The organism is Nocardioides eburneiflavus (assembly GCF_004785795.1).
GTDB classification, from domain to species: Bacteria; Actinomycetota; Actinomycetes; order Propionibacteriales; family Nocardioidaceae; genus Nocardioides; species Nocardioides eburneiflavus.
In genome coordinates this window covers 2117968-2141655 of record NZ_SRRO01000001.1, presented here as the reverse complement: position 1 = coordinate 2141655, position 23688 = coordinate 2117968, and the positions used below count along the sequence as shown (strand labels likewise).

General features: G+C 71.4%; 21 protein-coding genes. 3 read left to right on the top strand and 18 right to left on the bottom strand.

The genetic code is table 11. The features are described from left to right. Nucleotides 1-53: 53 nt before the first annotated feature. From EXE59_RS10045 to glgX, 10 genes are all read right to left on the bottom strand, one after another. The gene (locus tag EXE59_RS10045; RefSeq protein WP_135838781.1) at nucleotides 54-932 is read right to left on the bottom strand and encodes an amidohydrolase family protein; all 879 of its coding nucleotides are present in this window, start codon (nucleotides 930-932) and stop codon (nucleotides 54-56) included. Between the two features lie 16 nt (nucleotides 933-948). After that, the gene (smpB, locus tag EXE59_RS10040; protein WP_135838780.1) at nucleotides 949-1428 is read right to left on the bottom strand and encodes an SsrA-binding protein SmpB; all 480 of its coding nucleotides are present in this window, start codon (nucleotides 1426-1428) and stop codon (nucleotides 949-951) included. Nucleotides 1429-1519: 91 nt separating this feature from the next. Continuing rightward, complete coding sequence (locus EXE59_RS10035; protein ID WP_135838779.1) at nucleotides 1520-2749, bottom strand: M23 family metallopeptidase; 1230 nt, start codon at nucleotides 2747-2749, stop codon at nucleotides 1520-1522. A 155-nt stretch (nucleotides 2750-2904) separates the two neighbouring features. Beyond that, nucleotides 2905-3813, bottom strand: coding sequence for a permease-like cell division protein FtsX (gene ftsX / locus EXE59_RS10030; protein WP_135838778.1), 909 nt, complete (start codon nucleotides 3811-3813; stop codon nucleotides 2905-2907). A 63-nt stretch (nucleotides 3814-3876) separates the two neighbouring features. Then, nucleotides 3877-4566 (bottom strand): cell division ATP-binding protein FtsE, encoded by a 690-nt coding sequence (gene ftsE / locus EXE59_RS10025; protein WP_135838777.1) that lies wholly within the window; start codon nucleotides 4564-4566, stop codon nucleotides 3877-3879. A gap of 69 nt (nucleotides 4567-4635) precedes the next feature. Beyond that, complete coding sequence (gene prfB / locus EXE59_RS10020) at nucleotides 4636-5751, bottom strand: peptide chain release factor 2 (RefSeq protein ID WP_135838776.1); 1116 nt, start codon at nucleotides 5749-5751, stop codon at nucleotides 4636-4638. 124 nt (nucleotides 5752-5875) lie between these two features. After that, nucleotides 5876-6334 carry a hypothetical protein gene (locus EXE59_RS10015; RefSeq protein ID WP_135838775.1) on the bottom strand — a complete coding sequence of 153 codons (459 nt, stop codon included), beginning with the start codon at nucleotides 6332-6334 and terminating at the stop codon, nucleotides 5876-5878. A 378-nt stretch (nucleotides 6335-6712) separates the two neighbouring features. Beyond that, complete coding sequence (treZ, locus tag EXE59_RS10010; protein ID WP_135838774.1) at nucleotides 6713-8458, bottom strand: malto-oligosyltrehalose trehalohydrolase; 1746 nt, start codon at nucleotides 8456-8458, stop codon at nucleotides 6713-6715. Beyond that, entirely contained in the window at nucleotides 8458-10767 is a 2310-nt protein-coding gene (treY, locus tag EXE59_RS10005; protein ID WP_135838773.1) for a malto-oligosyltrehalose synthase, read from the bottom strand. Before treY ends, treZ begins: the two co-directional genes overlap by 1 nt. Further along, the gene (gene glgX / locus EXE59_RS10000; protein ID WP_135838772.1) at nucleotides 10764-12944 is read right to left on the bottom strand and encodes a glycogen debranching protein GlgX; all 2181 of its coding nucleotides are present in this window, start codon (nucleotides 12942-12944) and stop codon (nucleotides 10764-10766) included. Before glgX ends, treY begins: the two co-directional genes overlap by 4 nt. Before the next feature lie 172 nt (nucleotides 12945-13116). Here glgX and EXE59_RS09995 point away from each other — a divergent pair, with 172 nt between their 5' ends. Both EXE59_RS09995 and EXE59_RS09990 read left to right on the top strand, forming a co-directional pair. Then, nucleotides 13117-14421, top strand: a complete 1305-nt coding sequence (locus tag EXE59_RS09995) for a DUF6623 family protein (RefSeq protein WP_168218474.1) — start codon at nucleotides 13117-13119, stop codon at nucleotides 14419-14421. 14 nt (nucleotides 14422-14435) lie between these two features. After that, a complete protein-coding gene (locus tag EXE59_RS09990; protein WP_135838770.1) occupies nucleotides 14436-14741 on the top strand; it encodes a hypothetical protein in 306 nt (101 codons plus the stop codon). Nucleotides 14742-14769: 28 nt separating this feature from the next. Here EXE59_RS09990 and EXE59_RS09985 read toward each other — a convergent pair whose 3' ends face one another. From EXE59_RS09985 to EXE59_RS09945, 8 genes are all read right to left on the bottom strand, one after another. Further along, complete coding sequence (locus EXE59_RS09985; RefSeq protein ID WP_168218473.1) at nucleotides 14770-19176, bottom strand: caspase family protein; 4407 nt, start codon at nucleotides 19174-19176, stop codon at nucleotides 14770-14772. Nucleotides 19177-19286: 110 nt separating this feature from the next. Next, nucleotides 19287-19721: a Tad domain-containing protein gene (locus EXE59_RS09975; RefSeq protein WP_246056681.1), complete on the bottom strand. Its 435-nt coding sequence runs from the start codon at nucleotides 19719-19721 to the stop codon at nucleotides 19287-19289. Next, complete coding sequence (locus EXE59_RS09970; protein WP_135838768.1) at nucleotides 19718-20194, bottom strand: hypothetical protein; 477 nt, start codon at nucleotides 20192-20194, stop codon at nucleotides 19718-19720. The genes EXE59_RS09975 and EXE59_RS09970 overlap by 4 nt, the downstream gene beginning before the upstream one ends. Then, complete coding sequence (locus tag EXE59_RS09965; protein WP_135838767.1) at nucleotides 20191-20598, bottom strand: TadE/TadG family type IV pilus assembly protein; 408 nt, start codon at nucleotides 20596-20598, stop codon at nucleotides 20191-20193. The genes EXE59_RS09970 and EXE59_RS09965 overlap by 4 nt, the downstream gene beginning before the upstream one ends. A gap of 4 nt (nucleotides 20599-20602) precedes the next feature. After that, nucleotides 20603-20788, bottom strand: coding sequence for a hypothetical protein (locus tag EXE59_RS09960; protein WP_135838766.1), 186 nt, complete (start codon nucleotides 20786-20788; stop codon nucleotides 20603-20605). Nucleotides 20789-20812: 24 nt separating this feature from the next. Beyond that, nucleotides 20813-21754, bottom strand: a complete 942-nt coding sequence (locus EXE59_RS09955; RefSeq protein WP_135838765.1) for a type II secretion system F family protein — start codon at nucleotides 21752-21754, stop codon at nucleotides 20813-20815. Then, nucleotides 21751-21978, bottom strand: a complete 228-nt coding sequence (locus tag EXE59_RS09950; protein WP_210428949.1) for a hypothetical protein — start codon at nucleotides 21976-21978, stop codon at nucleotides 21751-21753. The genes EXE59_RS09955 and EXE59_RS09950 overlap by 4 nt, the downstream gene beginning before the upstream one ends. Before the next feature lie 35 nt (nucleotides 21979-22013). Then, nucleotides 22014-22685 carry a recombinase family protein gene (locus EXE59_RS09945; protein WP_210428948.1) on the bottom strand — a complete coding sequence of 224 codons (672 nt, stop codon included), beginning with the start codon at nucleotides 22683-22685 and terminating at the stop codon, nucleotides 22014-22016. Nucleotides 22686-23058: 373 nt separating this feature from the next. Between EXE59_RS09945 and EXE59_RS09940 the strand changes: the two genes are divergently transcribed. After that, nucleotides 23059-23631, top strand: a complete 573-nt coding sequence (locus tag EXE59_RS09940; protein ID WP_135838764.1) for a ComF family protein — start codon at nucleotides 23059-23061, stop codon at nucleotides 23629-23631. The last annotated feature ends 57 nt before the right edge of the window (nucleotides 23632-23688 follow it).

The following is a 23688-nucleotide window of genomic DNA, read 5'->3' as shown; positions in this document are numbered from 1 at the left end:
GAACCCACCTTCGTGCGCCATGAACTGTCTGTGGGTCACCGCCCGCCCATGGATCAGCCGAGCAGGGCGGCTGTGTTGCCCCAGCAGACCGCCCGCAGCCACTCCTCCCCCAGCCCGAGCCGTTCGAGGGCCTCGAGCTGCACGGCGTAGGGGTAGGGGATGTTGGGGAAGTCGCTGCCGAGGTGGACCTTGCCGGCCAGCCCGAGGTCGCGCAGCCGTGGCAGCAGCTCGCGCGGGTAGGCCCCGCCCATCTCCTCGAAGAACGGCGTGAACGCCATGGTCGTGTCGAGCCCGACCCGGTCGTACGTCTCGGCCAGCCGGAGGAACTCGACGTACTCCGGCGCGCCGGCGTGTGCGATGACCAGCCGCAGCCGCGGGTGCCGGGAGAGCAGCTCGGCGACGGGCCCGGGGCCGGTGTGCTCGGTCGGGACCGGGCCGCTGCCCGCGTGCAGCACGACGGGGGTTCCGGCATCCGCGACGACGCCCCACGCGTCGTCGAGCAGCGGGTCGGTCACGTCGAACGCGCCGACCTGCACGTGCACCTTCCAGACCTGCACCGTCTCGCTGCGGGAGGCGACGTACGCCGCCGCGCCGGGCTCGGGGAAGAAGGTGCCGCAGACAGCCGCCTCGGGCACCCGCGCGGCGAAGCCGGCGGCCCAGTCGTTGAGGAACTCGGCCATGTCGGGCTTGTGGGCGTAGGGCAGCGCGGTGAAGCGGCGCACGCCGAAGGAGCGCAGCGTCTCGACCAGCACCTCGTCGGAGTCGCGGTAGTGCAGCGGCCAGGGCCGGCCGATCAGCGGGCCGGCCGCGTCGAACTGGTCGCGGACCTTGGCCATCACCCGCGGCGGCAGGAAGTGGGTGTGCACGTCGGCGAGGCCGGGGATCCCGAGGACCTCGGCGAACGCGACGGGGTCGGTCACGGGGTCGGTCACGCGGTCGGTCCCGCGCTCAGTCCCGGTGCCCCTTGAGCCGGCGCTGGACGGCCTCGACCTTCTCCCGGTTGGCCGTGCGCTCGGCGAGCGTGTGGCGCTTGTCGTAGGACTTCTTGCCCTTCGCCAGCGCGATCTCGACCTTGGCGCGGCCGTCCTTGAAGTAGAGCGAGAGCGGCACGATCGTGTAGCCCTTGTCGGTGATCTTGCGCTCGATCTTGTCGATCTCGGAGCGGTTGAGCAGCAGCTTGCGGCGACGGCGGGCGGAGTGGTTGGTCCAGGTGCCCTGGCTGTACTCGGGGATGTGCACGCCGAGCAGCCACGCCTCGCCGTTGTCGATCTCGGCGAAGCCGTCGACGAGGGACGCGCGGCCCTGCCGCAACGACTTCACCTCGGTGCCCATCAGGACGAGCCCGGCCTCCCAGGTGTCCTCGATGTGGTAGTCGTGGCGCGCCTTCTTGTTCTGCGCGACCATCTTCTGGCCCTGCTCCTTCGCCATGGAGACATTCTCTCAGGCGAGGTCCAGCGAATAGCGACCGAGGTTTCGAGACGCGAGCCCGCGCCCCTTCGCTCCGCTCGGTCGCGGGCGATCACAGCCAGTTCATCGGGTCGACGGCCTGGCCGTTGGCCATCACGGTGAAGTGCAGGTGGCAGCCGGTGGACCAGCCGGTGCTGCCCTCGAAGCCGATCACCTGGCCCTCGGCGACATGGGCACCCACGCCGACGTTGTAGCCGCTGGCGTGGTTGTAGATCGTCGCGACGCCCTTGCCGCCGAGGACGCCGTGGTCGATGACGAGGCGCTGGCCGTAGACCCCGCTGTAGTAGGAGGACACGACCCGGCCGGGCGCGGCGGCGCGCAGCGGCGTGCCGCAGCCGCCGCCGAAGTCGACGCCGTCGTGCAGGCCCCAGTACTTGTAGATCGGGTGCGTGCGGTAGCCGAACGGCGAGGTGACGTAGCCGTCGACGGGGTACGCGAGCAGGCCAGGCGTCGGCGCACCGGCCTGCGCCCGTGCCTGGGCACGCTGCCTGCGCAGTGCGGCGAGGGCCCGCTTGCGGAGCATCTCCTCGATCCTCTGCTGCTCCTTCTCGAGCTTGCGGAGCTTGGCGAGGTCCTTGGCGCGCGCCTCGCTGGCGCCCACACGGGCGTCACGTCGCTCGATGACGAGGGATACGACGGAATCCTTGGCCTCCTGCTGCTCGGCCTCGAGGGCCTGCATCAGCACGAGGTGCTCGGCGGCGGCCTCGCGCTGGGCGGCGACCTCGTCGCGAGCCTCGGTGACCTGGTCCTCCCGGACCTGGAGCAGCACCTCGGAGGCCTTCAGCTCGTCGTACTCGCGCGCCTCCTGCCCGACGACCACGTCCCGTACGCCGTCGCGGCGGGTCAGCTCCTCGGTGTCCTCGGCCCCGAGGAGCGAGGCGAAGGCGATCAGCTCGGGGTCGCCCTCGGAGTACATGTCGGCCACGGTGCGCGCGACCTTCTCGCGCTGGGCGTCGCGGTCGACCTGACCCTGCGCGAGGGCGGCCTCCGCCTCGGCGAGCTCCTGCTCGGCGGCGGCGAGCTCGGCCTGCATCTGGGCGTCGCGCTCCTGCGCGACCTCGACCTTGCCGCGCGCGGTGGCGAGCCGGGTCTTGGCGACGCCGAGCTGCTGCTGGGCCGCGTCGAGGCGAGCGGTGGCCCTGCGGAGCTGGGCACTGGACTCGTCGAGGTCCCGGTGGGCGCCCTTGAGCTCGCGCTCGACCTTGTTCTTCTTGTCCTTGAGGTCGTCGGCGTGGGCCGCGGACATGCCCAGGGCCAGGATCGCGACGAGTGCCGCGGCCACGTGGCGGTGGGCAGCACGGGGCAGAGGACTACGGGGCAGCGTGGTACGGGGGAAGGGACGCACCGGGGGAAGCCTTTGCGTTGGGGAAGCGGGGAAGGAGCGCCTCCCCGCCACGCGTGGCCAGGAGGAGACGCGACGACGCTAACCCGCCGCGATCACACTTTGAGGTATTTGCGCGTCAACACGAGTGTCGGCAGCAGGGTCAGCACCGGGCCGAGGACCCCGATGGCCAGGGCGGCCACCCAGAACTCGTCCCACGCGATCCACGGCACGAAGCGCAGGTTCTGCGCCAGGTCGCCGATCGCGAAGTGGAGGAAGGCCGCCAGCGCTCCCCCCGCCAGCGCCACGCTGACGAGGGCCGTGACGAGTGCCTCGAGGAGGAACGGCAGCGCGATGTAGAGCGTGGAGGCGCCGACGAGCCGCATGATGCCGATCTCCTTGCGGCGTGCGAAGGCCGCGAGCCGGATCGTGTTGGCGACCAGCAGGAGGGCGGCCAGGACGAGGAGCCCGGCGGTGCCGAGGGCGTACGTGCGCATCTTGGTGATCGTGGTGAGGATCGGTCCTACCTGCTCGCGCAGGTCCCGGACGCGCGAGACTCCGTCGAGACCCTGGACAGCGCTGGTGATGCCCTCGTACTGCTCCGGGTCCTCGAGGGTGATCCAGATGGTCTGCGGCATGTCCTCGGCGGTCAGCGCCGGGTTGTCGCCGGAGAACAGCTCCTCGCCGTAGAGCTCCTTGGCCTTCTCCAGGGCCACCTCGCCGGACTCGAAGCGGTGGCTCGCGACCTCGGGGTTGTCCTCGACGACCGCCTCGATCTCGGCCTTCTGCGCCTCGGTCACCGGGTTGGGGCACACCGGGTTGGAGTCGTTGAGCCGGCAGAGGTAGACGGTGATCTGGAGCTGGTTGCCGAAGTGGTCGGCCGCCCGCGTCGCCTGCTGCTGGAACAGCAGTCCGATGCCGACGAGCGTCAGCGAGACGACGAGGGTGAGGATCACCGCCAGGTGCATCGTCAGGTTGCGTCGCAGGCCCTGGCCGAGCTCGGAGTAGACGTAGCGCAGCTGCATGGAGGAGGGGTCTCGATTCGTTCGGGGGTGCGGATCGGGTCGGTTCCGGCGTCAGGTCCGGGGTCAGGTCTGGTGGCCGTAGACGCCCTGTGCCTGGTCGCGCACGACGTGGCCGTTCTCGAGCTCGATGACGCGCTTGCGCATCTGGTCGACGATGCCGGAGTCGTGCGTGGCCATCACCACGGTCGTGCCGGTGCGGTTGATGCGGTCGAGGAGCTTCATGATCCCGACCGACGTGGTCGGGTCGAGGTTGCCGGTGGGCTCGTCGGCGATGAGGATCATCGGCCGGTTGACGAACGCGCGCGCCACCGCGACGCGCTGCTGCTCGCCGCCGGAGAGCTCGTCGGGCATCCGGTCGCCCTTGCCGCTGAGCCCGACCAGCTCGAGCGTCTCGGGGACGAGGTCCTTGATCTCCTTGCGCGACTTGCCGATCACCTGGAGGGCGAAGGCGACGTTCTCGGTGACGGTCTTGTTGGGCAGCAGCCGGAAGTCCTGGAAGACGGTGCCGATGTCCCGGCGCAGCCGCGGCACCTTCCAGCCGGCGAGCCGGTTGATCTCCTTGCCGGCGACGTAGACGCGCCCCGAGGTGGGGCGGTACTCGCGGAGCACGAGGCGCAGGAAGGTGGACTTGCCCGAGCCCGAGGAGCCCACGAGGAAGACGAACTCCCCCTTCTCCACGTCGACCGAGATGTTGTCGAGCGCCGGGTGGGGGTGCCCCGGATAGCTCTTGGTCACCTTCTCGAAGCGAATCACGGCGTCGAGGTTACGTGAGGGGTGGCCGCGACCCGGGAATCGCGGCCGCGGCCCGCTCCCGGCCGCGGATCAGGCGTCGACCTTCTCGGCCCCTCGGCGCCAGCGGATGCCGGCCTCCATGAAGTCGTCGAGGTCGCCGTCGAACACGGCGCTGGGGTTGCCGGACTCGTGGCCGGTCCGCAGGTCCTTGACGATCTGGTAGGGGTTGAGGACGTAGTTGCGCATCTGGTCGCCCCAGCTGGCCGCGACGTCGCCCTTGAGGTCCTTCTTGAGCGCGGCTTCCTCTTCCTTCTTCTTCGCCAGGAGCTTGGCCTTGAGGACCACCATCGCGGACGCCTTGTTCTGCAGCTGCGACTTCTCGTTCTGGCAGGACACCACGATGCCGGTCGGGATGTGCGTGAGGCGGACCGCCGAGTCGGTCGTGTTGACGGACTGGCCGCCCGGGCCGCCGGAGCGGAAGACGTCGGTGCGGATGTCGTTCTCGTCGACCTCGATCTCGTCGGTCTGCTCCAGGACCGGCACGACCTCGACCGCGGCGAAGGAGGTCTGGCGGCGGCCCTGGTTGTCGAAGGGGCTGATCCGCACCAGGCGGTGGGTGCCGGCCTCGACGGAGAGGGTGCCGTAGGCGTAGGGGGCGTGGATGGCGAACTCGGCGGACTTGATGCCCGCCTCCTCGGCGTAGGACACGTCGTAGACCTCGACGCCGTACTTGTGCTGCTCGGCCCAGCGCGTGTACATCCGCATCAGCATCTCGGCGAAGTCGGCCGCGTCGACGCCACCGGCGCCCGAGCGGATCGTCACGATGGCCTCGCGCTCGTCGTACTCCCCCGACAGCAGGGTGCGGATCTCCAGGGACTCCACGGACTTCTTGATGCGGGCGAGCTCGGCCTCGGAGTCGGCGAGCGTGTCGGCGTCGCCCTCGTCCTGCGCCATCTCGACCATCAGGCCGAGGTCCTCGATGCGGGACTCGAGACTCGTGTAGCGGTCCATCTCGCCCTGGAGCGCGGAGAGCCGGCCGGTGATCCGGGTGGCACCCTCGACGTCGTCCCACAGGTCCGGCGCGGCGACCTGCTCGCCGAGGTCGGCGATCTCGTCGCGCATCTTGTCGAGGTCGAGGACCTGACCGATGGTCTTCATGGTCGCCTGGAGCTGCTTGATCTCTTGGTCGAAGTCGATGCCTGCCACAAGGAGCAACAGTACGGCTCGCCCGGGAAACGTGTCGAAAGGAGCGCCCCGGACGTGACAGCGGCGGACACTCCCGGGGCCTGTGAATCCCGGTCGTGCCCGCCGCTGCCGGACTGGGTGCGCGTCAGCGCGTGCAGAGCACCTCCGGCGTGGCCACCGCGGCGTACGCCGCCGGAGTCGGCGTGGTCGAGATGTCGATCTTGAGGCGGAAGACGTCGGAGACGTCGAGGGGCCCGTCGTCCACGATCGTGCCGACCGCCAGCGTGTGGGTGGTGCGCACGGCACCGTCTGCGCTGACGGAGATCTCACCCGACGAACCGGTGGCAGCCTGGTCGGTGAGGGCGTACCTCGCACGCAGCTCCACGCACTTGCGGCCCAGCGTGTACTCGACGGAGGCGGGGACACCCGGCTCGATGTTCACGAGGCTACGGGTGGCAAGGCCGGCGCCGATGTAGACGCTGGTGGTCGAGATGTTCTCGCTGGGGCCCACCCGCCGCGTGGCGAGCTTCTGCCAGCGGTAGACCTCCACCTCGAGGGTCTTGCTCCAGCCCTTCTTGATGCCGTGGCTGCCCGGCTTGAGCACGCGGTACTCGCGCGACCCAGGCGTCGTCGGCCTGTCCTCGAGGATGTACCTGCCGTTGCGCTTGATCTTCGCGGTGCCGGTGCGCCTCCACCTCGGGTTCTCGCCGACGCGCTGCTGGAGGACGACCTTCTGGCCGGCGGCCCTGGGCGTGACGCGGCCGCGGACCTTGACGGTGTCCTCCCGGGCGACGGCGACCTCGAGGTTGGCCCTGGCGGTGACCTTGTAGGCCCGCGCGGGTGCGGCCTGCGACGGCGCGGTGAGGGCAAGCGAGCCGGCCGTCAGTGCGACGGTCGCGGCGAGTGCGGTGATGCGGTTTATGGTTCGTCCCCCGTCCGGTGGGGCCTGGGCTCGGCCCGTTCGGAGGGGAGACGTGGGCAGTCAGGGAAAAGTTGTGGCGGGTCCCAGGAGCGCGCCCGCGTGCGGTGGCAACGACGCGACGCCGTCCCGTACGCCGACTCCCGCGGGGGTCTCGAACAGCACCTCGCGGCCCCCGACCTGCACCTCCGCGGGTTGGTGGCCGGTGTTGACCACGACCAGCAGGTCCCCGCGACGCATCGTGAAGACCCGGCCCTCGACGGTGCAGGAGACCGACCCGAACGCCGGGTCGGTGAGCTGCGGCAGCTCCCGGCGCAACCGGCCGAGCCGGCGGTAGCAGTCGAGCACGACCGCGTGGCGCCCGCGAGAGCGCTCGTCCCAGTCGAGGCGGGAGCGGTGGAAGGTCTCGGGGTCCTGCGGGTCGAGGACCTCGTCGGGGTCCCACCCCATCTTCTCGAACTCCGCGATCCGGCCCTCGGCCGTCGCCCTCCCGAGCTCGGGCTCGGGGTGGGAGGTGAAGAACGCGAACGGCGTCGACGCCGCCCACTCCTCCCCCATGAACAGCATCGGCGTGAACGGACCGGCCAGGGTGAGCAGCGCGGCGCAGGCGAGCTGGTCGTCGTCGAGGTGCTCGGCGAGCCGGTCGCCGCGGGCACGGTTGCCGACCTGGTCGTGGTTCTGGTTGGCGACGACGAGCCGCCACGTCGGCATGTGTGCGGTGTCGACGGGCGCGCCGTGGTCGCGCTCGCGGAAGGACGAGAAGGTCCCGTCGTGGAAGAAGCCCTTCTCGCACACCTTGGCCAGCGCCTCGAGCGGCTCGAAGTCCGCGTAGTAGCCGGTCGTCTCGCCGCTCAGCGCGACGTGGACGGCGTGGTGGAAGTCGTCGCTCCACTGGGCGTCGAGACCGTACCCACCCGCCTCGCGCGGGCGTACGAGAGTCGTGTCGTTGAGGTCGGACTCGGCGATCAGGGTGAGCGGGCGACGCAGGTGCGCGGACAGCGCGGCGGTCTCGATCGCCATCTCCTCGAGGAGGTGGACCTCGGAGGTGTCGCTGAGCGCGTGGACGGCGTCGAGGCGCAGGGCGTCGACGTGGAAGTCCTCGAACCACATCCGCACGTTGTCGAGGATGAGGCGGCGCACCTCGGCGGAGCCGTCGCCGTCGAGGTTGACCAGGTCGCCCCAGGTGTTGCGGCCGTCCTTGAGGTAGGGCCCGAAGAGCGGCAGGTAGTTGCCCGACGGGCCGAGGTGGTTGTGCACCACGTCCTGCACGACCCCGAGGCCCCGCGCGTGGCAGGCGTCGACGAAGCTGCGGTAGGCGTCCGGGCCGCCGTACGCCTCGGTGACGGCGAACCAGCCGACGCCGTCGTAGCCCCAGTTGTGGGTGCCGTTGAACGCGTTGACCGGCATCAGCTCGACGAGGTCGACGCCGAGGTCGAGCAGGTGGTCGAGCCGCTCGATCGCCGAGTCGAGCGTGCCGTCGGGGGTGAAGGTCCCGACGTGCAGCTCGTAGATCACCGATCCGGCGAGCTGGCGTCCGGTCCACGACGCGTCGCCCCACTCGTACGCCGTGGTGTCGCGCCGCGACAGCCCGTGCACGCCGTCGGGCTGGCGCCGCGAGCGCGGGTCGGGGCGCGGGTCCGGGTCGTCGTCGAGGAGGTAGCCGTAGTCGACGGCCGCGTCCGAGGACGGCACGGGCTCGCTGGGCGTCCACCAGCCGTCGTCGGCGCGGGTCATCTCGAGCGTCTCGCCGGCGAGGACGAGCCGCACCCGGTCCGGTCGCGGCGCCCACACGTCGTACGGTCCGCGCATCAGTCGGTCCTCACCAGGAGTGCGACGGGGTGGGTGGCGAGCAGGTCGGCCAGCCTCCCGTCCGTGTCCGTGCCGGTGAGCACGTCGTGCCAGCGACCCTCGGGCAGGTCCAGGACGGTGTCGCCCCAGCCGCCGGCCGCGGCGAGCCCGACGGGCAGGCGGGTGGCGACGGTGATCGCGCCCCCGCGGTCGAAGGCGACCACGTGGCCCGCGGCCGACCCGGTGGCCGTCACGGGCGCGTAGCCGGTGAACAGCCCGGGCCGCTCGCGGCGCAGGGTGAGGGCCGTGCAGGTGACGTGCAGCTTGGACGCCGCGTCGTCCTCTGCGGTGCCGGCCAGCACGGCGGCGCGGTGGTCGAAGTCGACAGGGCGGCGGTTGTCGGGGTCGACCAGCGAGGTCTCCCAGAGCTCGCTGCCCTGGTAGACGTCCGGCACGCCCGGCATGGTGATCGCCAGGAGCTTGGCGGCCAGCGAGTTGGCCTGGGCTGGCTGGTCGATGCGGGTGGCCAGGTCGGTCAGCACCCGCTGCACGTCCGCGGAGTCGAAGACCGCGTCGACCGCGGCGTGCACCTGCGCCTCGTACGCCTCGTCGGGCTCGGTCCACGTCGTGCGGTCGCCCGCCTCGCGCATCGCCTTCTCGGCGTAGCCGTGCAGGCGGTCGCGCAGGTCGGGGAGGTGGTCCGGGGTCCACGCGCCGAGGACGGCCTGCCACAGCAGCGAGCCGAAGCCCGCGTCGGGCACGGGCGCGAGCCGCAGCAGCTCGTCGAGCGCCCGCTCCCAGCGGCCGGGCTCCTCGGCGAGGACGGTGATCCGGGCGCGGACGTCCTCGCCGCGCTTGGTGTCGTGGGTCGACAGCGTCACCATCGCGTCGGGCCAGTCCCGCTGCCGGGCGGCCATCGCGTCGTGGAAGCCGTCGACGTCGAGCGCGAAGGCCGACGGGTCCCCGCCGACCTCGTTGAGCGAGGTGAGCCGCGACCAGCGGTAGAACGAGCAGTCCTCGACGCCCTTGGCCATCACCATGCCCGACGTCTGCTGGAAGCGGCGCGCCGGCTGGCTCCACTCGTCGTGCAGCAGCGGCTCGAGCACGGCGTACGTGTCGGCGAGGTCCGGACGCTGCTCGCGCGCCCGGGCGAAGGCCCGGTCGAGGTGGTCGCGGCCCTCGGGGAGGTAGGAGCGGTAGACGGGGAAGCAGGCCAGGAGCTCGGCGACCGCGTCGGCGACGGCCTTCTCGTCGGCGCTCTCGTCCCTGGCGTGCAGGACGCGCTCGACCTCGCGGGTGATCCGCATGACCTCGGAGTGCAGGATTCCGTCGGCGACGGCGCGCTTGTTGTCGTGGACCATCTGCGCCCAGTCCACCGTCGTGCCGCGCAGCCGGTCCTCGAGCGCGGTCAGGGGCGCCTCCCCGGCCGGATCGGTGAGGACCCGGTCGATGTGGGCGAGGGCGTCGTAGCCCGTCGTGCCGGCGGTCGCCCAGTCGGCCGGCAGCTCCTCGCCGGGCTCGAGGATCTTCTCGACGAGCACGTAGGCGCCACCGGTGAGGGCGGCGAGGTCGTCGAGGTAGCGCTTGGGGTCGCGCAGTCCGTCGGGGTGGTCGACGCGCAGGCCGTCGACGAGTCCCTCGTCGAACCACCGCTTGATCTCGACGTGCGTCTCGGCGAAGACCTCGGGGTCCTCGACCCGTACGGCGGCGAGCGTGTTGACGGCGAAGAACCGGCGGTAGTTGAGGTCGTCGTCGGCCGCGCGCCAGCTGACCAGCTCGTAGTGCTGCTCCTCCAGCGTCGAGGTGCCGGGAGCCATCGGGAAGCGCTGGTCGTGGTAGCGGACCTCGCCCTCCCCCGTGCCGGACGCGACGACCCGGATCGCGTCCTCGTCGTCGTCGCCGACCACCGGGATCAGGATGCGGCCGTCGCCGGCGGCCCAGTCGACGTCGAAGGCGGTCGCGTGCTCGGACTCGCGCCCGAGCTTGAGGACGTCCCACCACCAGGGGTCCTCGGACGGGGTGGCGACGCCGACGTGGTTGGGGACGATGTCGACGAGCACGCCCATGCCGAGGCGACGCGCCTCGGCGGACAGGGCGGCGAGGCCCTCCTCGCCGCCGCGCTCCTCGTCGAGGTGGTCGAACGCGACCACGTCGTAGCCGTGCGTGCTGCCCGGCTCGGAGGCGAGCAGCGGCGAGAGGTAGACCCAGTCGACGCCGAGGTCGTGCAGGTAGGGCAGCACCCGGGCCGCGGCGTACAGGTCGAAGTCGGGGCTGACCTGGAGGCGGTAGGTGCTGCGGGGTGCTCGGGCGGTGCTGGCGCGGTGCTTCACGAGGCGTCCGTACCCGAGCGGGCCGCGAGTGATGCCGCGACCGAGTGGTCCGGGCTCGCCTCGGGCTCGGAGTGCTCGCGGAGCACGACGAGGCTGTGGGTGCCGAGCGCGAACGTGCCGCCCGCCTCCAGCGTCTCCCCGGCGTCGGCGTCACCGCCGGTGTCGATCACGACGTCCCACGCGGCGGCGTACTCCTCCGTCGGCAGCGTCACCTGCGCGTCGCCGTCGGCGTTGAAGTAGAGCAGGAAGTGGTCGTCGGTGATGGTGCCGCCGCGGGCGTCCTTGCCGGCGATGCCGTGGCCGTTGAGGTACATCCCGATGGCCTTGCCGCCCTCCCAGTCGCCGTCCTCCATCGGCTCGCCGTCGAGGTCGAGCCACACGATGTCGTTGAGGCGCTCGCCGTCGCCCGTACGCACGGTGGTGCCGGTGAAGAACCGCTTGCGACGGAAGGTCGGGTGCTCCGCGCGCAGCCGGGCCACCGCGGCGGTGAACTCGATGAGCGGCTTGTCGGCGTCGTCCCAGTGCACCCAGCTGATCTCGCTGTCCTGGGCGTAGGTGTTGTTGTTGCCGTCCTGCGTGCGGCTCAGCTCGTCGCCGTGCAGCAGCATCGGCACGCCCTGGCTGAGCAGCAGCGTCGCGATGAAGTTGCGCTGCTCACGGGCCCGCGCCCCGAGGATCTCGGGGTCCTCGGTCGGGCCCTCGACGCCGTGGTTCCAGGAGCGGTTGTGGCTCTCGCCGTCGTTGTTGTCCTCGCCGTTGGCCTCGTTGTGCTTCTCGTTGTAGGAGACGAGGTCGCGCAGCGTGAAGCCGTCGTGGGCGGTGACGAAGTTGATGCTGGCGAAGGGCCGGCGACCGGAGTGCTCGTAGAGGTCGGAGGATCCGGACAGCCGCGAGGCGAACTCGCCCAGCGAGGGCTCGCCGCGCCAGAAGTCGCGCACGGTGTCGCGGTAGGCGCCGTTCCACTCGGTCCACTGCGGCGGGAAGCCGCCGACCTGGTAGCCGCCGGGGCCGATGTCCCACGGCTCGGCGATCAGCTTCACCTGGCTCACCACCGGGTCCTGCTGCACCATCTCGAAGAAGGTGGAGAGCTTGTCGACGTCGTAGAACTCGCGGGCCAGGGTGGCGGCGAGGTCGAACCGGAATCCGTCGACGTGCATCTCGGTCACCCAGTAGCGCAGCGAGTCCATGATCAGCTGGACGGAGTGCGGGTGGCGCACGTTGAGGGTGTTGCCGGTGCCGGTGTAGTCCATGTAGTAGCGCTGGTCGTCCTCGACGAGTCGGTAGTAGGCCGCGTTGTCGATGCCCTTGAAGCTCAGCGTCGGGCCGAGGTGGTTGCCCTCGGCGGTGTGGTTGTAGACCACGTCGAGGATGACCTCGATGCCGGCGGCGTGCATCGCCTTGACCATCGCCTTGAACTCCTGGACCTGCTGACCCTGGGTGCTCGAGGCGTAGTCGGCGTGCGGGGCGAGGAAGGCCAGGGTGTTGTAGCCCCAGTAGTTGCGCAGGCCCTGGTCGAGCAGGGTCGAGTCCTGGACGAACTGGTGCACCGGCATCAGCTCGATGGCGGTGACGCCGAGCTTCTTGAGGTGGGCGGTGATCGCCGGGTGCGCCAGCCCGGCGTACGTCCCGCGCTGCTCCTCGGGGACGTCGGGGTGGAGCTGGGTGAGCCCCTTGACGTGCGCCTCGTAGATGAAGGACTCGTTGTAGGGGATGGCAGGACGCCGGTCGCCCTCCCAGTCGAAGAACGGGTTGATGACGACCCCATGGGTCATGTGCGCCGCGGAGTCGTCCTCGTTCTTGCTGTCCTCGTCGCCGAAGTTGTAGGAGAACAGCGACTGGTCCCAGTCGATCTCGCCGGCGGTGGCCTTCGCGTAGGGGTCGAGCAGCAGCTTGCTCGGGTTGCAGCGCAGGCCCTTCGTCGGGTCCCACGGGCCGTGGACGCGGTAGCCGTAGCGCTGGCCGGGCTGCACGGTGGGGAGGTAGCAGTGCCACACGTAGGCGTCGACCTCGGTGACGTCGACCCTCGTCTCCACGAAGGCGCCCGGGGTGTCGGGGTCGGGGTCGAAGAGGCACAGCTCGACGCGCTCGGCCACCTCGCTGAACAGCGCGAAGTTGGTGCCGGTGCCGTCGAACGTGGCACCCAGGGGGTAGGCCGCGCCGGGCCAGGTCTCGGTCATGCCACGACGCTACCGGCGACCGGTCGGTAGACCCCCATGGCTCATCTCATGGGGTGGGGGCCGGTGGCGACCGTCACGGACGCAGGGATCGGCGGCACCGGTCCAGATCGGTCACGCAGGAGTCACGCAGCGCTTCCCATGCTGGGTGCCCGACAACGAAGGAGGAGTCGCCATGCCGACGCCCAAGAAGAAGGTCAAGCCCGAGCTCACCTCGAGGTCCTCGGCGGCCGACGTCACCGTCGTCCAGGACTACCTCGCCCGGTTCGGCTACCTCGGCGACCTCGACGCGGACGCGATCGGCGCCCCGACGTTCCCCCTCGGGGACGGGGACGACCAGGCCGGCGTCGCGGGACGCCCGTCCGGCGCGAAGAAGGGCAAGCTGGACGCGGCGACCAAGGACGCGATCGCGACCTTCCAGAGGTTCGCGAACCTGCCCGTGACCGGCACCCTCGACGCCGCCACCGCCGACAAGATGAACCAGCCGCGGTGCGGCATCCCCGACTCCCCCGGGCTGGACGAGTTCACCACCTCCGGGCGCCGGTGGGCGACGAACAACCTGCGCTACGCGTTCCAGAACTTCACCCCCGACGTGCCCGAGAACGACATCGTCGTCGCGATCGAGCAGGCCTTCGCCCTGTGGGCAGGCCACACGCCGCTGCGCTTCTCGCGGGTGGCCATGACGGCCGGGCCCGAGATCGTGATCCGCTTCGTCGGCGGCGACCACGGCGACGGCAGCCCGTTCGACGGCGCCAGCGGCGTCCTGGCGCACGCGTTCTACCCGTCCGTCCCGCCCGCACCGCCGACGGCGATCATGGGCGACGCGCACTTCGACGAGGCCGAGACGTGGACGGTCGTCGTCCCGCCCGGAGCGGGACGCATCGACCTGGTCACCGTCGCGGCACACGAGTTCGGCCACTCGCTCGGACTCGGCCACAGCGACGTGGCGGGCGCACTGATGGCTCCGTTCTACGGCGGCCCGTACCGCCTGGTCGCCGCCGACGACATCGCCGGCATCCGCAGCCTCTATGGCAACTTCGCCATCGAGCACGCCAGCTGGGTGCACGGCACGGACCTCCAGATCGAGCTGGACTCGGCGGTGGAGTCGGTGCGGCGCTACGGCTTCTTCACCCGCGTCGTCGGCAAGCCCAACACGACCAACTGGTACCACCTGCCCGTGCCCACGCCGGTGATCACCAAGGGCAACCGGCTCTCGATCGCGCGGGCGATGCTGCGGTTCGTGACCGGCGGTCCTAGCGCGGTGGTCCGCGACGTGCACGTCTACGACGGGTCCAGCCGCATCGCCGCGCACCAGGAGGTCAACCTGTCGGGCAGCCAGGCGTTCGCCGTGTTCGGGGTGGCGCACAAGCCGGACGTGCTCTGGGGCAACGGCATCTCGATCGGCGTCCGCACCGGGACGGGGACGGCGGCGGCGCGGCGCATCGACGTCATCTCGGGCGGCATCGACTACATGGCGTGAGGCGGCGGGCCACCGTGAGCGAGATCCGCGTCCGCAACGACACCGGGCACGACCTGGTGGACGTACGCCTCACGCGAGCCGGCGGGCAGGGGGACCCGGTGCCACTGGGACCCCTGCCACCCGGGTCGGTCTCCGGGTGGGTGCCGGTGGAGACCGTGCACCGCTACCCGGCGATCGAGGCGTCCGGCCCCGGCACCGACCTCGTCCACCTCCCGTACGCGGGGTCGGACCAGCCGGCCCTGCCCGAGGGGCGCTGGACCTACGTCCTGCGCCTCGAGGGCGGCCGGCTCGTGGTCGACCTCGAGGGCGGGGCGGGGTAACGCCCCAGCGGCTCGGTCCGGCCCCGGTTCACGCCTCGATCAGGTCCGCCAGCCCGCGTAGGACCGACACGATCGCCTGCTCGCGCGGGGTCCCCCCAGCGAGGGCGGGCAGCTCGGTGACGGGCGGGACCGGTGCCGGCGGCCGCGGCGCCTCGGGAGCCACGGGCGCTGCGGTGGCCGGCGCGAGGAAGGCGCGCGACGCCAGGCCGGGCGGCAGCAGGACCGGCGTCTGCCTCCGTCCGGCGCCGAAGTCGGCGAGCACCGCGTCGTAGAACTGCTGGTTGGTCCCGGCCAGGCACTCCCGGATGCGAGGCAGGGCCATCCGCGTGAAGTCGCCCTGGCCGTTGCTCTCGTAGGCCAGCTCGGTCGCCTGGCAGGCACCGAAGTAGACCGACCGCTCGGAGTCGAGCGAACGGCTCGCCCGCGTCACCGACCCCCGCTTGGCGCGGTAGGCGGCGACGTCCTCCGGCGCCAGCCGCACCAGCCGCACGTTGGTCGTGGTGTCGTCCACGGGAGGGTCCTGCACCTGCCGCTGGTTGCCTCCGGAGTGGCACGAGTCGAAGAACACCGTGAGGCTCACCCCCTCCGGCAGGAGGTCCCAGAGCTGGCCGAGGTCGTCGTCGATCAGCAGCTCGCCGTCGCGGAAGTCCACGGGGCACAGCGCCTCGTCGCTGGTCTCCCCCGTGCGCACCGCCTCCTCGAGCTCGTCGCCGTCGAGGTCGTCGACGGTCGTGCCGTGGCCGGCGAACTGCACGACCAGCACGTCGCCGGCGCGGCTGCGGACGATGAGGTCCTGGATGCCCTCGACGATCCGCTCCCGGGTGGCGTCCTCGTCCTCGAGGATGTCCACCGTGAACCCGGCGTGCTGCAGCTCCTGGCGCCATGCCCGGGCGTCGGCGACGCAGCCGGCCAGCCGGTCCGCCGGGGAGGGATAGGCGTCGATGCCGATGCAGAGGGCCCTCCTGCCCGGGCCGTCCGTGGTCGGGCGCTCGCGCGAGGCGATGTAGGCGAAGGCGGCCGCCTCCGACGGCCAGAGCGGCTCCTCCTCGACCAGGCCGCGGGTGGCCGGCACCGTGCCGAACCCGGCCTTCAGGTCGTCGGTGCCCAGGATCCGCCGCGCCAGGCTGTCCATGGTGGCCCGGTCGTTGTCGAACCCGCCGTGGGTCGTGGAGCAGCTGGTGGTCCGGGGGCCGCCGCCGACGGTCCGCGACCACACGACCTCGCCCTTGGCGCCGGACCCGGCCGTCCCGAGCAGCACCGCGAGGTCGGGGTCGCGGCGCAGGCACTCCTGGAGCCCGAGGATCTCGGCGTCCTGGTCGTCCTCCAGCGAGGCCCGGATGAGGTAGAGGAGCGACTTGCGGTAGACGCCGATGCAGGTGTCGTCCTCCTCGAACGGCTGGGACATCGTGAAGATCGTGGTGGCCGCGATCTTGGGCAGGACGGTCCGCTTCATGACCCGCTGCTTGAACTCGTCCACCCGGATCGCCGGCGCGAGCAGGTTGAGCGAGGCGACCTGCGGCACGCCGGCGGCCAGCAGCTCGGGGACGAGCCAGGAGTGGAAGATCGAGCCGGCGCTGTGGCCGACGGCGTGCACCGTCACGGCGTCCTCGTGCTCCTTCATGAAGGCGGCGAGCTTCTGCGCGAAGTACCACGCGCCCCCGGTGTCCTTCTCGTTGGTGAGCCGCGCGGTGTTCTTCATCGCGCTCCACGTGTGCCTGCCCCGGGCGCCGCGCACCGCGCCCTCGACGACCTTGTCCCAGAGGTCGTCGAGGCCTCGGGAGGCACCCGGGAGGTTGTCCTTGACCGCGTCCCACAGCGACTCGGCGAGGCCGGTGCGCCACACGAAGTGCACCGGGAAGGCGCCGTTGGCGAGCCACCACTCGACCTGCGAGTGCGCCACGCGGAGGCCGCCGGCCTTGTTCACCAGTCCCCCGTGCGCCCACAGCACCATCGGGACCTGCCCGCCCCCGTTCGCCTCGATGAAGGCGGGCAGCCGGGTGGCGAACAGGTCGTCGATGTCGGCCCGTACGGTCCGGAAGTCGCCCACCCCGGTGGGCAGGGACGACGCCCCCTCGGCCAGCCTGCCGTCCTCCGTGCTGATCACGTGGGGGTGGATCGTGCGGAGCTGGTCGCGGGTGAGGGCCGGCGCCTTGCGGGTCGTCGCCGGGGTCGTCGCTGCGGTCGTGGTCATCGAGCTGCCTTTCGCTGGAGGGACGGTCGGTGGGAGGACGGGGTCACCCGGTGGCGGACGGTCGGCCAGGCGGGCGTCCGGGTGGGCGTACACGGTGTAGGCGAGCCACGAGATGTCCCCGGCCTCGCGTGCCGCGCGGCGGCCGAGGAGCGTGGCGTGCGCGATGGTGTGGCCGCGGTGGAGCGCGTCGTAGAAGGCGGCGACGAACTCGCGGGCCGGGGTGTCGCCCACCGACCACAGGCAGCCGACGAAGGCGCCCGCGCCGCCCCGCAGGAGCACCTCGGCGAACCCTCCCGACTCCGACCGCGTGGACGGGGGCTGGCCGATCCGGCAGGCGTTGAGGAAGACCAGCGGCCCGGGCTCGCCGAACCGCAGGGGCGGCACGTCGGGCAGCACCTGGCGCAGGTCGTCGAGGCCGTACGCGACACGCGACCGGTCGCCGTCGACCGCGACCCCGTGGCGGTAGTCGGCGAGCGCCATCAGCCTGACCGGCGGCGTGACGGTGTCGTCGCTGAAGCCGTGGCCGGCGAAGTGGAGCAGGTCGACCTCGCCGCTGGTGAGCAGCCGGGCGAGGCCCGTCGCGTCGGGCGGGGTGAGGGCGACGGCGCCGAAGGGCCGCAGGTACGCCGGCTCGAGCTGCGCCTCGTCGAGCACGAGCAGCGCGTCGGCGTACGCCGGGACGAGGTGGAAGGCCCGCCCCGTGCGGACCGACAGGTCGGTGGGGTGGCCGGTGTTGTAGACCCAGCGCACGAGACCGGCCCGGCCGAGGAACCCGACCCCGTCCCGGTCCTCGCCCGCGTCGGGCGGCCAGAGGTGGACCAGCTCCCACGGGATGTCGGTCTCACCGCTGGTGATGACGGCGAGCTCGTCGATCTCGTCGAGATGGTCGCGCAGGTCGGCCAGCAGGTCCGGCGGCAGCACGTCGGCGGCGAGCCGGGAGCCGAGACCCTGGAGCCGGCTCTGGAACGCCGCGCTCCGCGTCGCCGGGGTCCCGATGTCCTTCAGCCGCTGCCAAGCGTGCTCGAGGTCGCCGAACAGCGCGGTCAGCACCGCGGTCTTGTGCGGGACGACGTGGCTGTAGCTGGACCGGAACCCCGGCAGGACGAGGTCGAAGGACAGCTCGCACCGCTCGCCGACGCGGTTCTCGTCGACCACGAGGGAGCGCGGGTTGACGAAGGCGGTGGTGGCCTCCATGGGCCGCTCGCGGCGCACGACCGGCCGGTCCGCGACGGCCTCCTCGGCCGAGCGTCGGTCGAGGGGCACTGCTCGACGGGGCAGGATCCGCGCGACCAGCCGCAGTGTCGCCAGGGGCAGCGGGTGGCCCTGGCGCGCGACGACCTGCACCTCGCCCTCGCCCTCGTCCGCCGCGCGCAGCCAGAACACGACCCGCGCAGCGCCCTCGCCGGGCGGCAGCTCGATCGTGTGATGGCCGACCTCGCGGGGTGTCTCGCGTTCGTCGAGGTCGAACCCGCGCCGCAGCACGACGAGGTCGAGGGGGCGGCTCGGGTCCATCGCGATGACCTGCTCGTCGTGGGCAGTGCCCTCGCGGACCTGCACCTCCCCGCGGCTCAGGAGCACCTCGACCGGGACCGCGTCATCCACATGCACCTCCTCGGGCATGGCGGCCCCCACCTCGGCCAGCACGGGCGGAGCGGGAGCTGGGGCGGGGCCGGCGGTGGGACCGCGGGTGGGAGCCGGAGCGGGCGGCGGCATCGAGGGCGGCGGTGGTGCAGACGGCGCGGCGGCCGGTGGCGGTGCCGCGGCGGGAGGTGGTGCGGCCGCGGGCGGTGGTGCGCCCGAGTGGAGCGGGCCACCGCGCGGGCGGTCGATCCCGTGCACGACGTCCGGCCGCCACAGCCCTCCCGTCGGGGGCTCCGCGCTCGTGGCCGACTCGCGCTCGATCCGGTCGTCGCGCTCGACCACGATGACGCGGAGGGTCCCGCCCCGCGTCACCTCCAGGGTCACGCGCCCGCCACCGTCGTCGGGGGTCGTCTCGAGGAGGAGGTCGTACCGGTCGTCCGCGTCGAGGAGCACCGCGAGGGTGCGGCCCGGTCGGGGGGTGACGGTGATGACGACCCGGCCGCTCGCGTCGGACGCGGACACCTCGAGCACGTGGGTCAGCCGACCGCTGACCCCACCCGTCCGCCACACCGTGCCGGGCTCGCCGACGACGACGCGCAGGCCGGGGCCGGGCCGGACGTGCACCTGCTCGTCCGACACACTCCCGTCCTCGTGCGTGCGCACGCGATCACCCCGCTTCGGCGCGCACCCGAGCGGGCGTCGCCCCTCCCCCAGTGACCTCCTCGGCACGCCACGTCGTCAAGGTCCAGCGCTGCTGGTCTAGCGCGGGAGGTTCAGTCGACGATGGTCACCGCCGCCGTGCTGCTGGCTCCCACGACCGGGCTGCTGGGTGATCCCGGGATCCGCAACGGCAGGTCCAGCGGTGCGCTGAGCCGGACCGTCACGGACCGGCCGATCGGGTCGACGCGCACGCCCACGTCGATGCCGGGGTACTTCTCGGGAGCGCCGGCGCGTACGAGGTAGTCGCGGACCGCGGCCTCGACCGCGGCCTCCTGCTGGGTGAGCCGCTCGCCGTCGAGACCCTGCTCGTAGATGCCGGCCGAACCGAGGTCGGCGCCATGGAGGGCGGCGCCGTCGGCGAGGTTGTCGAGCCCCTGGCGCTGGAGGTAGGCCGCGGACGCGTCGATGACGACGACGATCGCCATCAGCAGGATGCTCGCGAAGCCGATGATCAGCAGCGTCACCTGCCCCTGCTCGTCGCGCCTCACCGCTCGCGGTCCTCTGGGTCCTCGGGGTCCTCGGGCGCGCTCTCGACGTACTGCCCGATGGGCACCGTGTGGGTGGCGTCGAGGGCGAAGCTCGCCGCCCCCTTGTCGAAGATCGCGGGGAAGAACGGCAGGTCGACCGCGGAGCGGACGCGGACGGTGATGACTGCCGTGCCGACGTGGCAGCTCTCGTCGGGGGCGTCGCAGGTGACCGTCACCTCCGCCTCCTGGCCGGGGGTGCCCTGGTCGGCGAGGACCTGCCGCACGACGGCGTCGGCGCGCGCCGCACCGGTCGCGTCGTCGGGGGCGAGGGCGTACGCCCGGCCCGCCGCGCGCGCGGCGGCACTCGTGGCGAACGCGCCCTGCTGCACCTCGAAGACCGAGATCACGATCCAGATCAGCGGGACCAGCAGGATGATCGCGAGCCAGCTGAGCTCGACGAGCGCGGACCCCTGCTCGTCACGGCGGCGGTTCACGGCGGACCCCCTGCGGCCTGCTCCGCGATCGCGTGCCCGGCGACGCGCACATGTACGCCGCCCAGCGCCTTCAGCCCGAGCAGCCCGACGTCGGCCTCGACCACAGCCTCGTAGCCGGGCGATCCGCCCACCTCCGCCGGCCGGACCGTGACCGACCGGACGAAGTCCTCCGAGAGCGCGCCGTCGACGAGCTCGTCGATCTTGGCCCGGCCTGCGGGCGCGGACGAGCCCGCGACCGCAGCACGCCGAGCTCCCTCGGCGGCCGCGGAGGCGAGCGTGTTGCGCACGTGCAGCACCAGCGCGAGCTGGAGGATGCCGATCACCAGCGGGATCAGGACCAGCAGGACCAGGACGAAGTCGACCACCGCCGACCCGCGCTCGTCGGCACGAGCGGGACGGGGCACCTGCCTAGCCGCTCACCATCGAGAACGCCCGCACGAGCAGGTTGCGCAGCTCGTCGCCGACGAAGGGCGTCAGTCCGGCGATGACGATCGCGGTCATCAGGGTGACCATCACCCAGCCGGGCACGTCGCCGCGCTCGTCGCGCGGACGTGTCATCAGGTGCCGGAGCGGTCCCGAGATGGACGGGTGCATGGGTGTGTCCTTTCGTTGGTGGAATCAGGGCGTGGTGAGGCGGAGGCCGAGCACGCCGGGATAGAAGGCGAACAGGATCGTCACGGGAAGCACGAAGAACACGACGGGCGCCATCATCGCGATCTCCTTGCGCGCGGCGGTCTCGATGAGCAGGCGCCTGCCCGCCTCGCGGACGTCGGCGGCCTGGGCGTGCAGGACGTCGGCGAGCGGTGTGCCGCGCTCCATGGCGACGGTGATGCCGGTGGCGAAGCGCGCCACGATCGGCAGGCCGGTGGTGCGGGCGAGGGACTCGAAGGCGACGCCCACCGGCTCGCCGGTGCGGATGCGCGCCAGGACCCGGCCGAGATCCTCCGACAGCGCGCCGCGACTGCGCCTGACCACGCGGTCCAGCGCCGAGACCGGGCTCTCCCCGGCGGCCACGGAGAGCGCCAGCAGCTCGGCGATCGTCGGGAACTCGGTGAGGACCTGCCGCTCGCGGTTCTTCACCTGCGTGCTGAGCCGGTTGTCGCGCAGGAGCACGCCGCTCACGAAGCCGAGCACGCAGAAGACCAGGCCGGATCCGACTCCCCCGACTCCCCCGAGGGCGCGGAGCAGGACGAGCGCTGCGGTGGCGGCGAAGCCGACCAGGCCCCACACGACCTGCTCGATGCGGAAGTCCTGCACAGTGCGGTCGAGACCGGCGCGCTCCAGCCGACGGCGTACGGACGAGCTCCCGCCGAGCACCCGCTCGACCAGGTCGGCGGCCTGCCGCAGCACGGGGCCGAAGATCCCGGCGGCGGCCGAGGTGGGGGTGGACGCGGCGAGGCGCACGCCCCGGGTCTCGTCGAGACGCGGGACGTCGCGGACGTAGGCCAGGACCCGCAGCGACAGCTGGGGACGACGCAGGACGTTGATCCGCAGCACGACCACGAACAGGCCCGCCCCGGCCAGCGCACCGAGCAGGCCGCCCCAGACCGCGGTGCTCACGACAGGACCCGCTTCTCGACGGGGAGCCGGCCGATGCGCATCATCGCGGCGTAGGCGAGAACGCAGACCCCCGCGCCGATCCCCAGCACGATGATCCCGCCGGGAGAGGCGTACTGCCGGATGGCCGTGGTCTGGAAGGACATCAGCAGCAGCACGATCCACGGGGCCGCGACGGCGAGGCGCGCGCCGTTGACGGTCCACTCATAACCACGGTGGCCGAACATGTGCCTGACCTGCGAAAACGCGGCGTGGCCTCAATCTATCCCGCCACAACGCGTCGGATGGTTCGCTCCGAGCACACGCCGCCAAGGAGCCGCACCGTCTCTGCCGCCGAGGTGCCCTGTGCCGTGAGCGAGCGGGCCAGAGCCACCTGCTCGTCACTGAGGGCACGGGGGCGCCCGCCGACGCGTCCGCGGCGTCGAGCCGCAGCGAGGCCGTCCCGTGTCCTCTCGATTAGGAGGGCACGTTCCATCTCCGCGAGGGCGGCCATGATCGTGAGGACGAGTCGCCCTCCTGGCGTGGCCGTATCGATCCCGAGGTTCAGCACGACGAGGCCGATCCCCCGCGCGTCGAGTTCTTCTACCCATGCGAGGAGGTCGGAGGTCTTGCGTCCGGCTCGGGATAACTCGATCATCACGATCTTGTCCCCCGCCCGCGCGTGATCCATCAGGGCGGCCATGCCGGGCCGGTCAGCCGTCGAGCGCGTACCGCTCGCCTTGTCCTCGAAGACGCGATCGCACCCAGCCGAGGTGAGGGCGTCATGCTGGCGCCGCAGGTCCTGGTCACCAGTACTCACGCGCGCGTAGCCCAACATTGCACCGGCAAAAACGGGGGTAGAGGTCTCCGAGTTCTGCCGGGAGTAATTGCCGGATTTGTTGAGCGTCGGGCTTGCATCGCCGTTCTGTCCGGCGGAACCGTTCGTATTTGCCATAACCGCTAGGTGTGCGGATTGGACGAGCGACCTCCCCGCGTCGATTAAGTTGCCTACGACCACTTCGACCGTCTCGACTTGCAAATTCACTGCGGGTTGGCGCACTCGGTTCTACGCTCGGCAGTCGGGGGAAGGAGCGTGCGTGAGTTATCGGAACTTCGCGTACCCGAGAAGGGACGCTAGGCCGACCACTAGCGGCGGCTGGATCAGATGGCTGCGGGACCAGGGGGACACCCTCATCCCCGTCGCGCCTCTCCACGACCGGGCATGCCAGGAGTGCTTCGGCTCCAGCACGTATCGCGATGACGGTGACACGTGGTCAACATGCTGGCACTGCCGCACCTATCAAGGCGCTGTCGACACATTCGTGCCAATGACCTACAGCATTGACGCCGGGCTGGAATCGATGCTGCACCGCTACAAGGATCGAGGCGTTGCGTGGCTCCGGCGGCCTCTGGCATCGCTCCTGACGAACTTCCTCAACAACCACTCAGACTGCATCGATGACAATGCGCACGGTATCGATGTCGCGATGTTTGTCCCGTCGGACAACCGTGACCGCGGCTTCAACCATCTCGATCAACTTGTGCGAGGTGTCTTCGTCGGAGACCCCATCTTTGAGCGCTTCGATTGGAGTCCTGATGCGATTGAGCGCGACCTTCGGACCTCAAGACCGGCTCGCGGGGAACTGAAGCCAGGTGCGTACTCGGTGACGCCGCGGTCTGTGCACGGTCAGGCGGTGCTCCTGCTTGACGACGTCTGGACGTCAGGGTCGTCGGCTTCGAGTGCGGCGGCCGCGTTGAAGAGCGCAGGCGCGGCGCATGTCACCGTCGTCGCCCTGGGGCGCCAACTCAACCTGAGCGACCGGAGAGGAAGCACATCTGAGGTGTACGACGATCGATGCAGTACTCGATGGATCAGTGACGAATGCGTCCTCTGCCGCTAGCGAACTGCGGCGTGAGTGGGCGGTGTCGGTGGTTGATGACAGGGTGCCCAAATGAAC

What these genes read in the sequence shown, in the direction of transcription:
- smpB (WP_135838780.1), bottom strand. Translation starts at nt 1,428, where the DNA reads ATGGCGAAGGAGCAGGGCCAGAAGATGGTCGCGCAGAACAAGAAGGCG.
- ftsX (WP_135838778.1), bottom strand. Translation starts at nt 3,813, where the DNA reads ATGCAGCTGCGCTACGTCTACTCCGAGCTCGGCCAGGGCCTGCGACGC.
- treZ (WP_135838774.1), bottom strand. Translation starts at nt 8,458, where the DNA reads ATGCGCGGACCGTACGACGTGTGGGCGCCGCGACCGGACCGGGTGCGG.
- glgX (WP_135838772.1), bottom strand. Translation starts at nt 12,944, where the DNA reads ATGACCGAGACCTGGCCCGGCGCGGCCTACCCCCTGGGTGCCACGTTC.
- EXE59_RS09995 (WP_168218474.1), top strand. Translation starts at nt 13,117, where the DNA reads ATGCCGACGCCCAAGAAGAAGGTCAAGCCCGAGCTCACCTCGAGGTCC.
- EXE59_RS09960 (WP_135838766.1), bottom strand. Translation starts at nt 20,788, where the DNA reads ATGCACCCGTCCATCTCGGGACCGCTCCGGCACCTGATGACACGTCCG.
- EXE59_RS09950 (WP_210428949.1), bottom strand. Translation starts at nt 21,978, where the DNA reads ATGTTCGGCCACCGTGGTTATGAGTGGACCGTCAACGGCGCGCGCCTC.
- EXE59_RS09945 (WP_210428948.1), bottom strand. Translation starts at nt 22,685, where the DNA reads ATGGCAAATACGAACGGTTCCGCCGGACAGAACGGCGATGCAAGCCCG.
- EXE59_RS09940 (WP_135838764.1), top strand. Translation starts at nt 23,059, where the DNA reads ATGACCTACAGCATTGACGCCGGGCTGGAATCGATGCTGCACCGCTAC.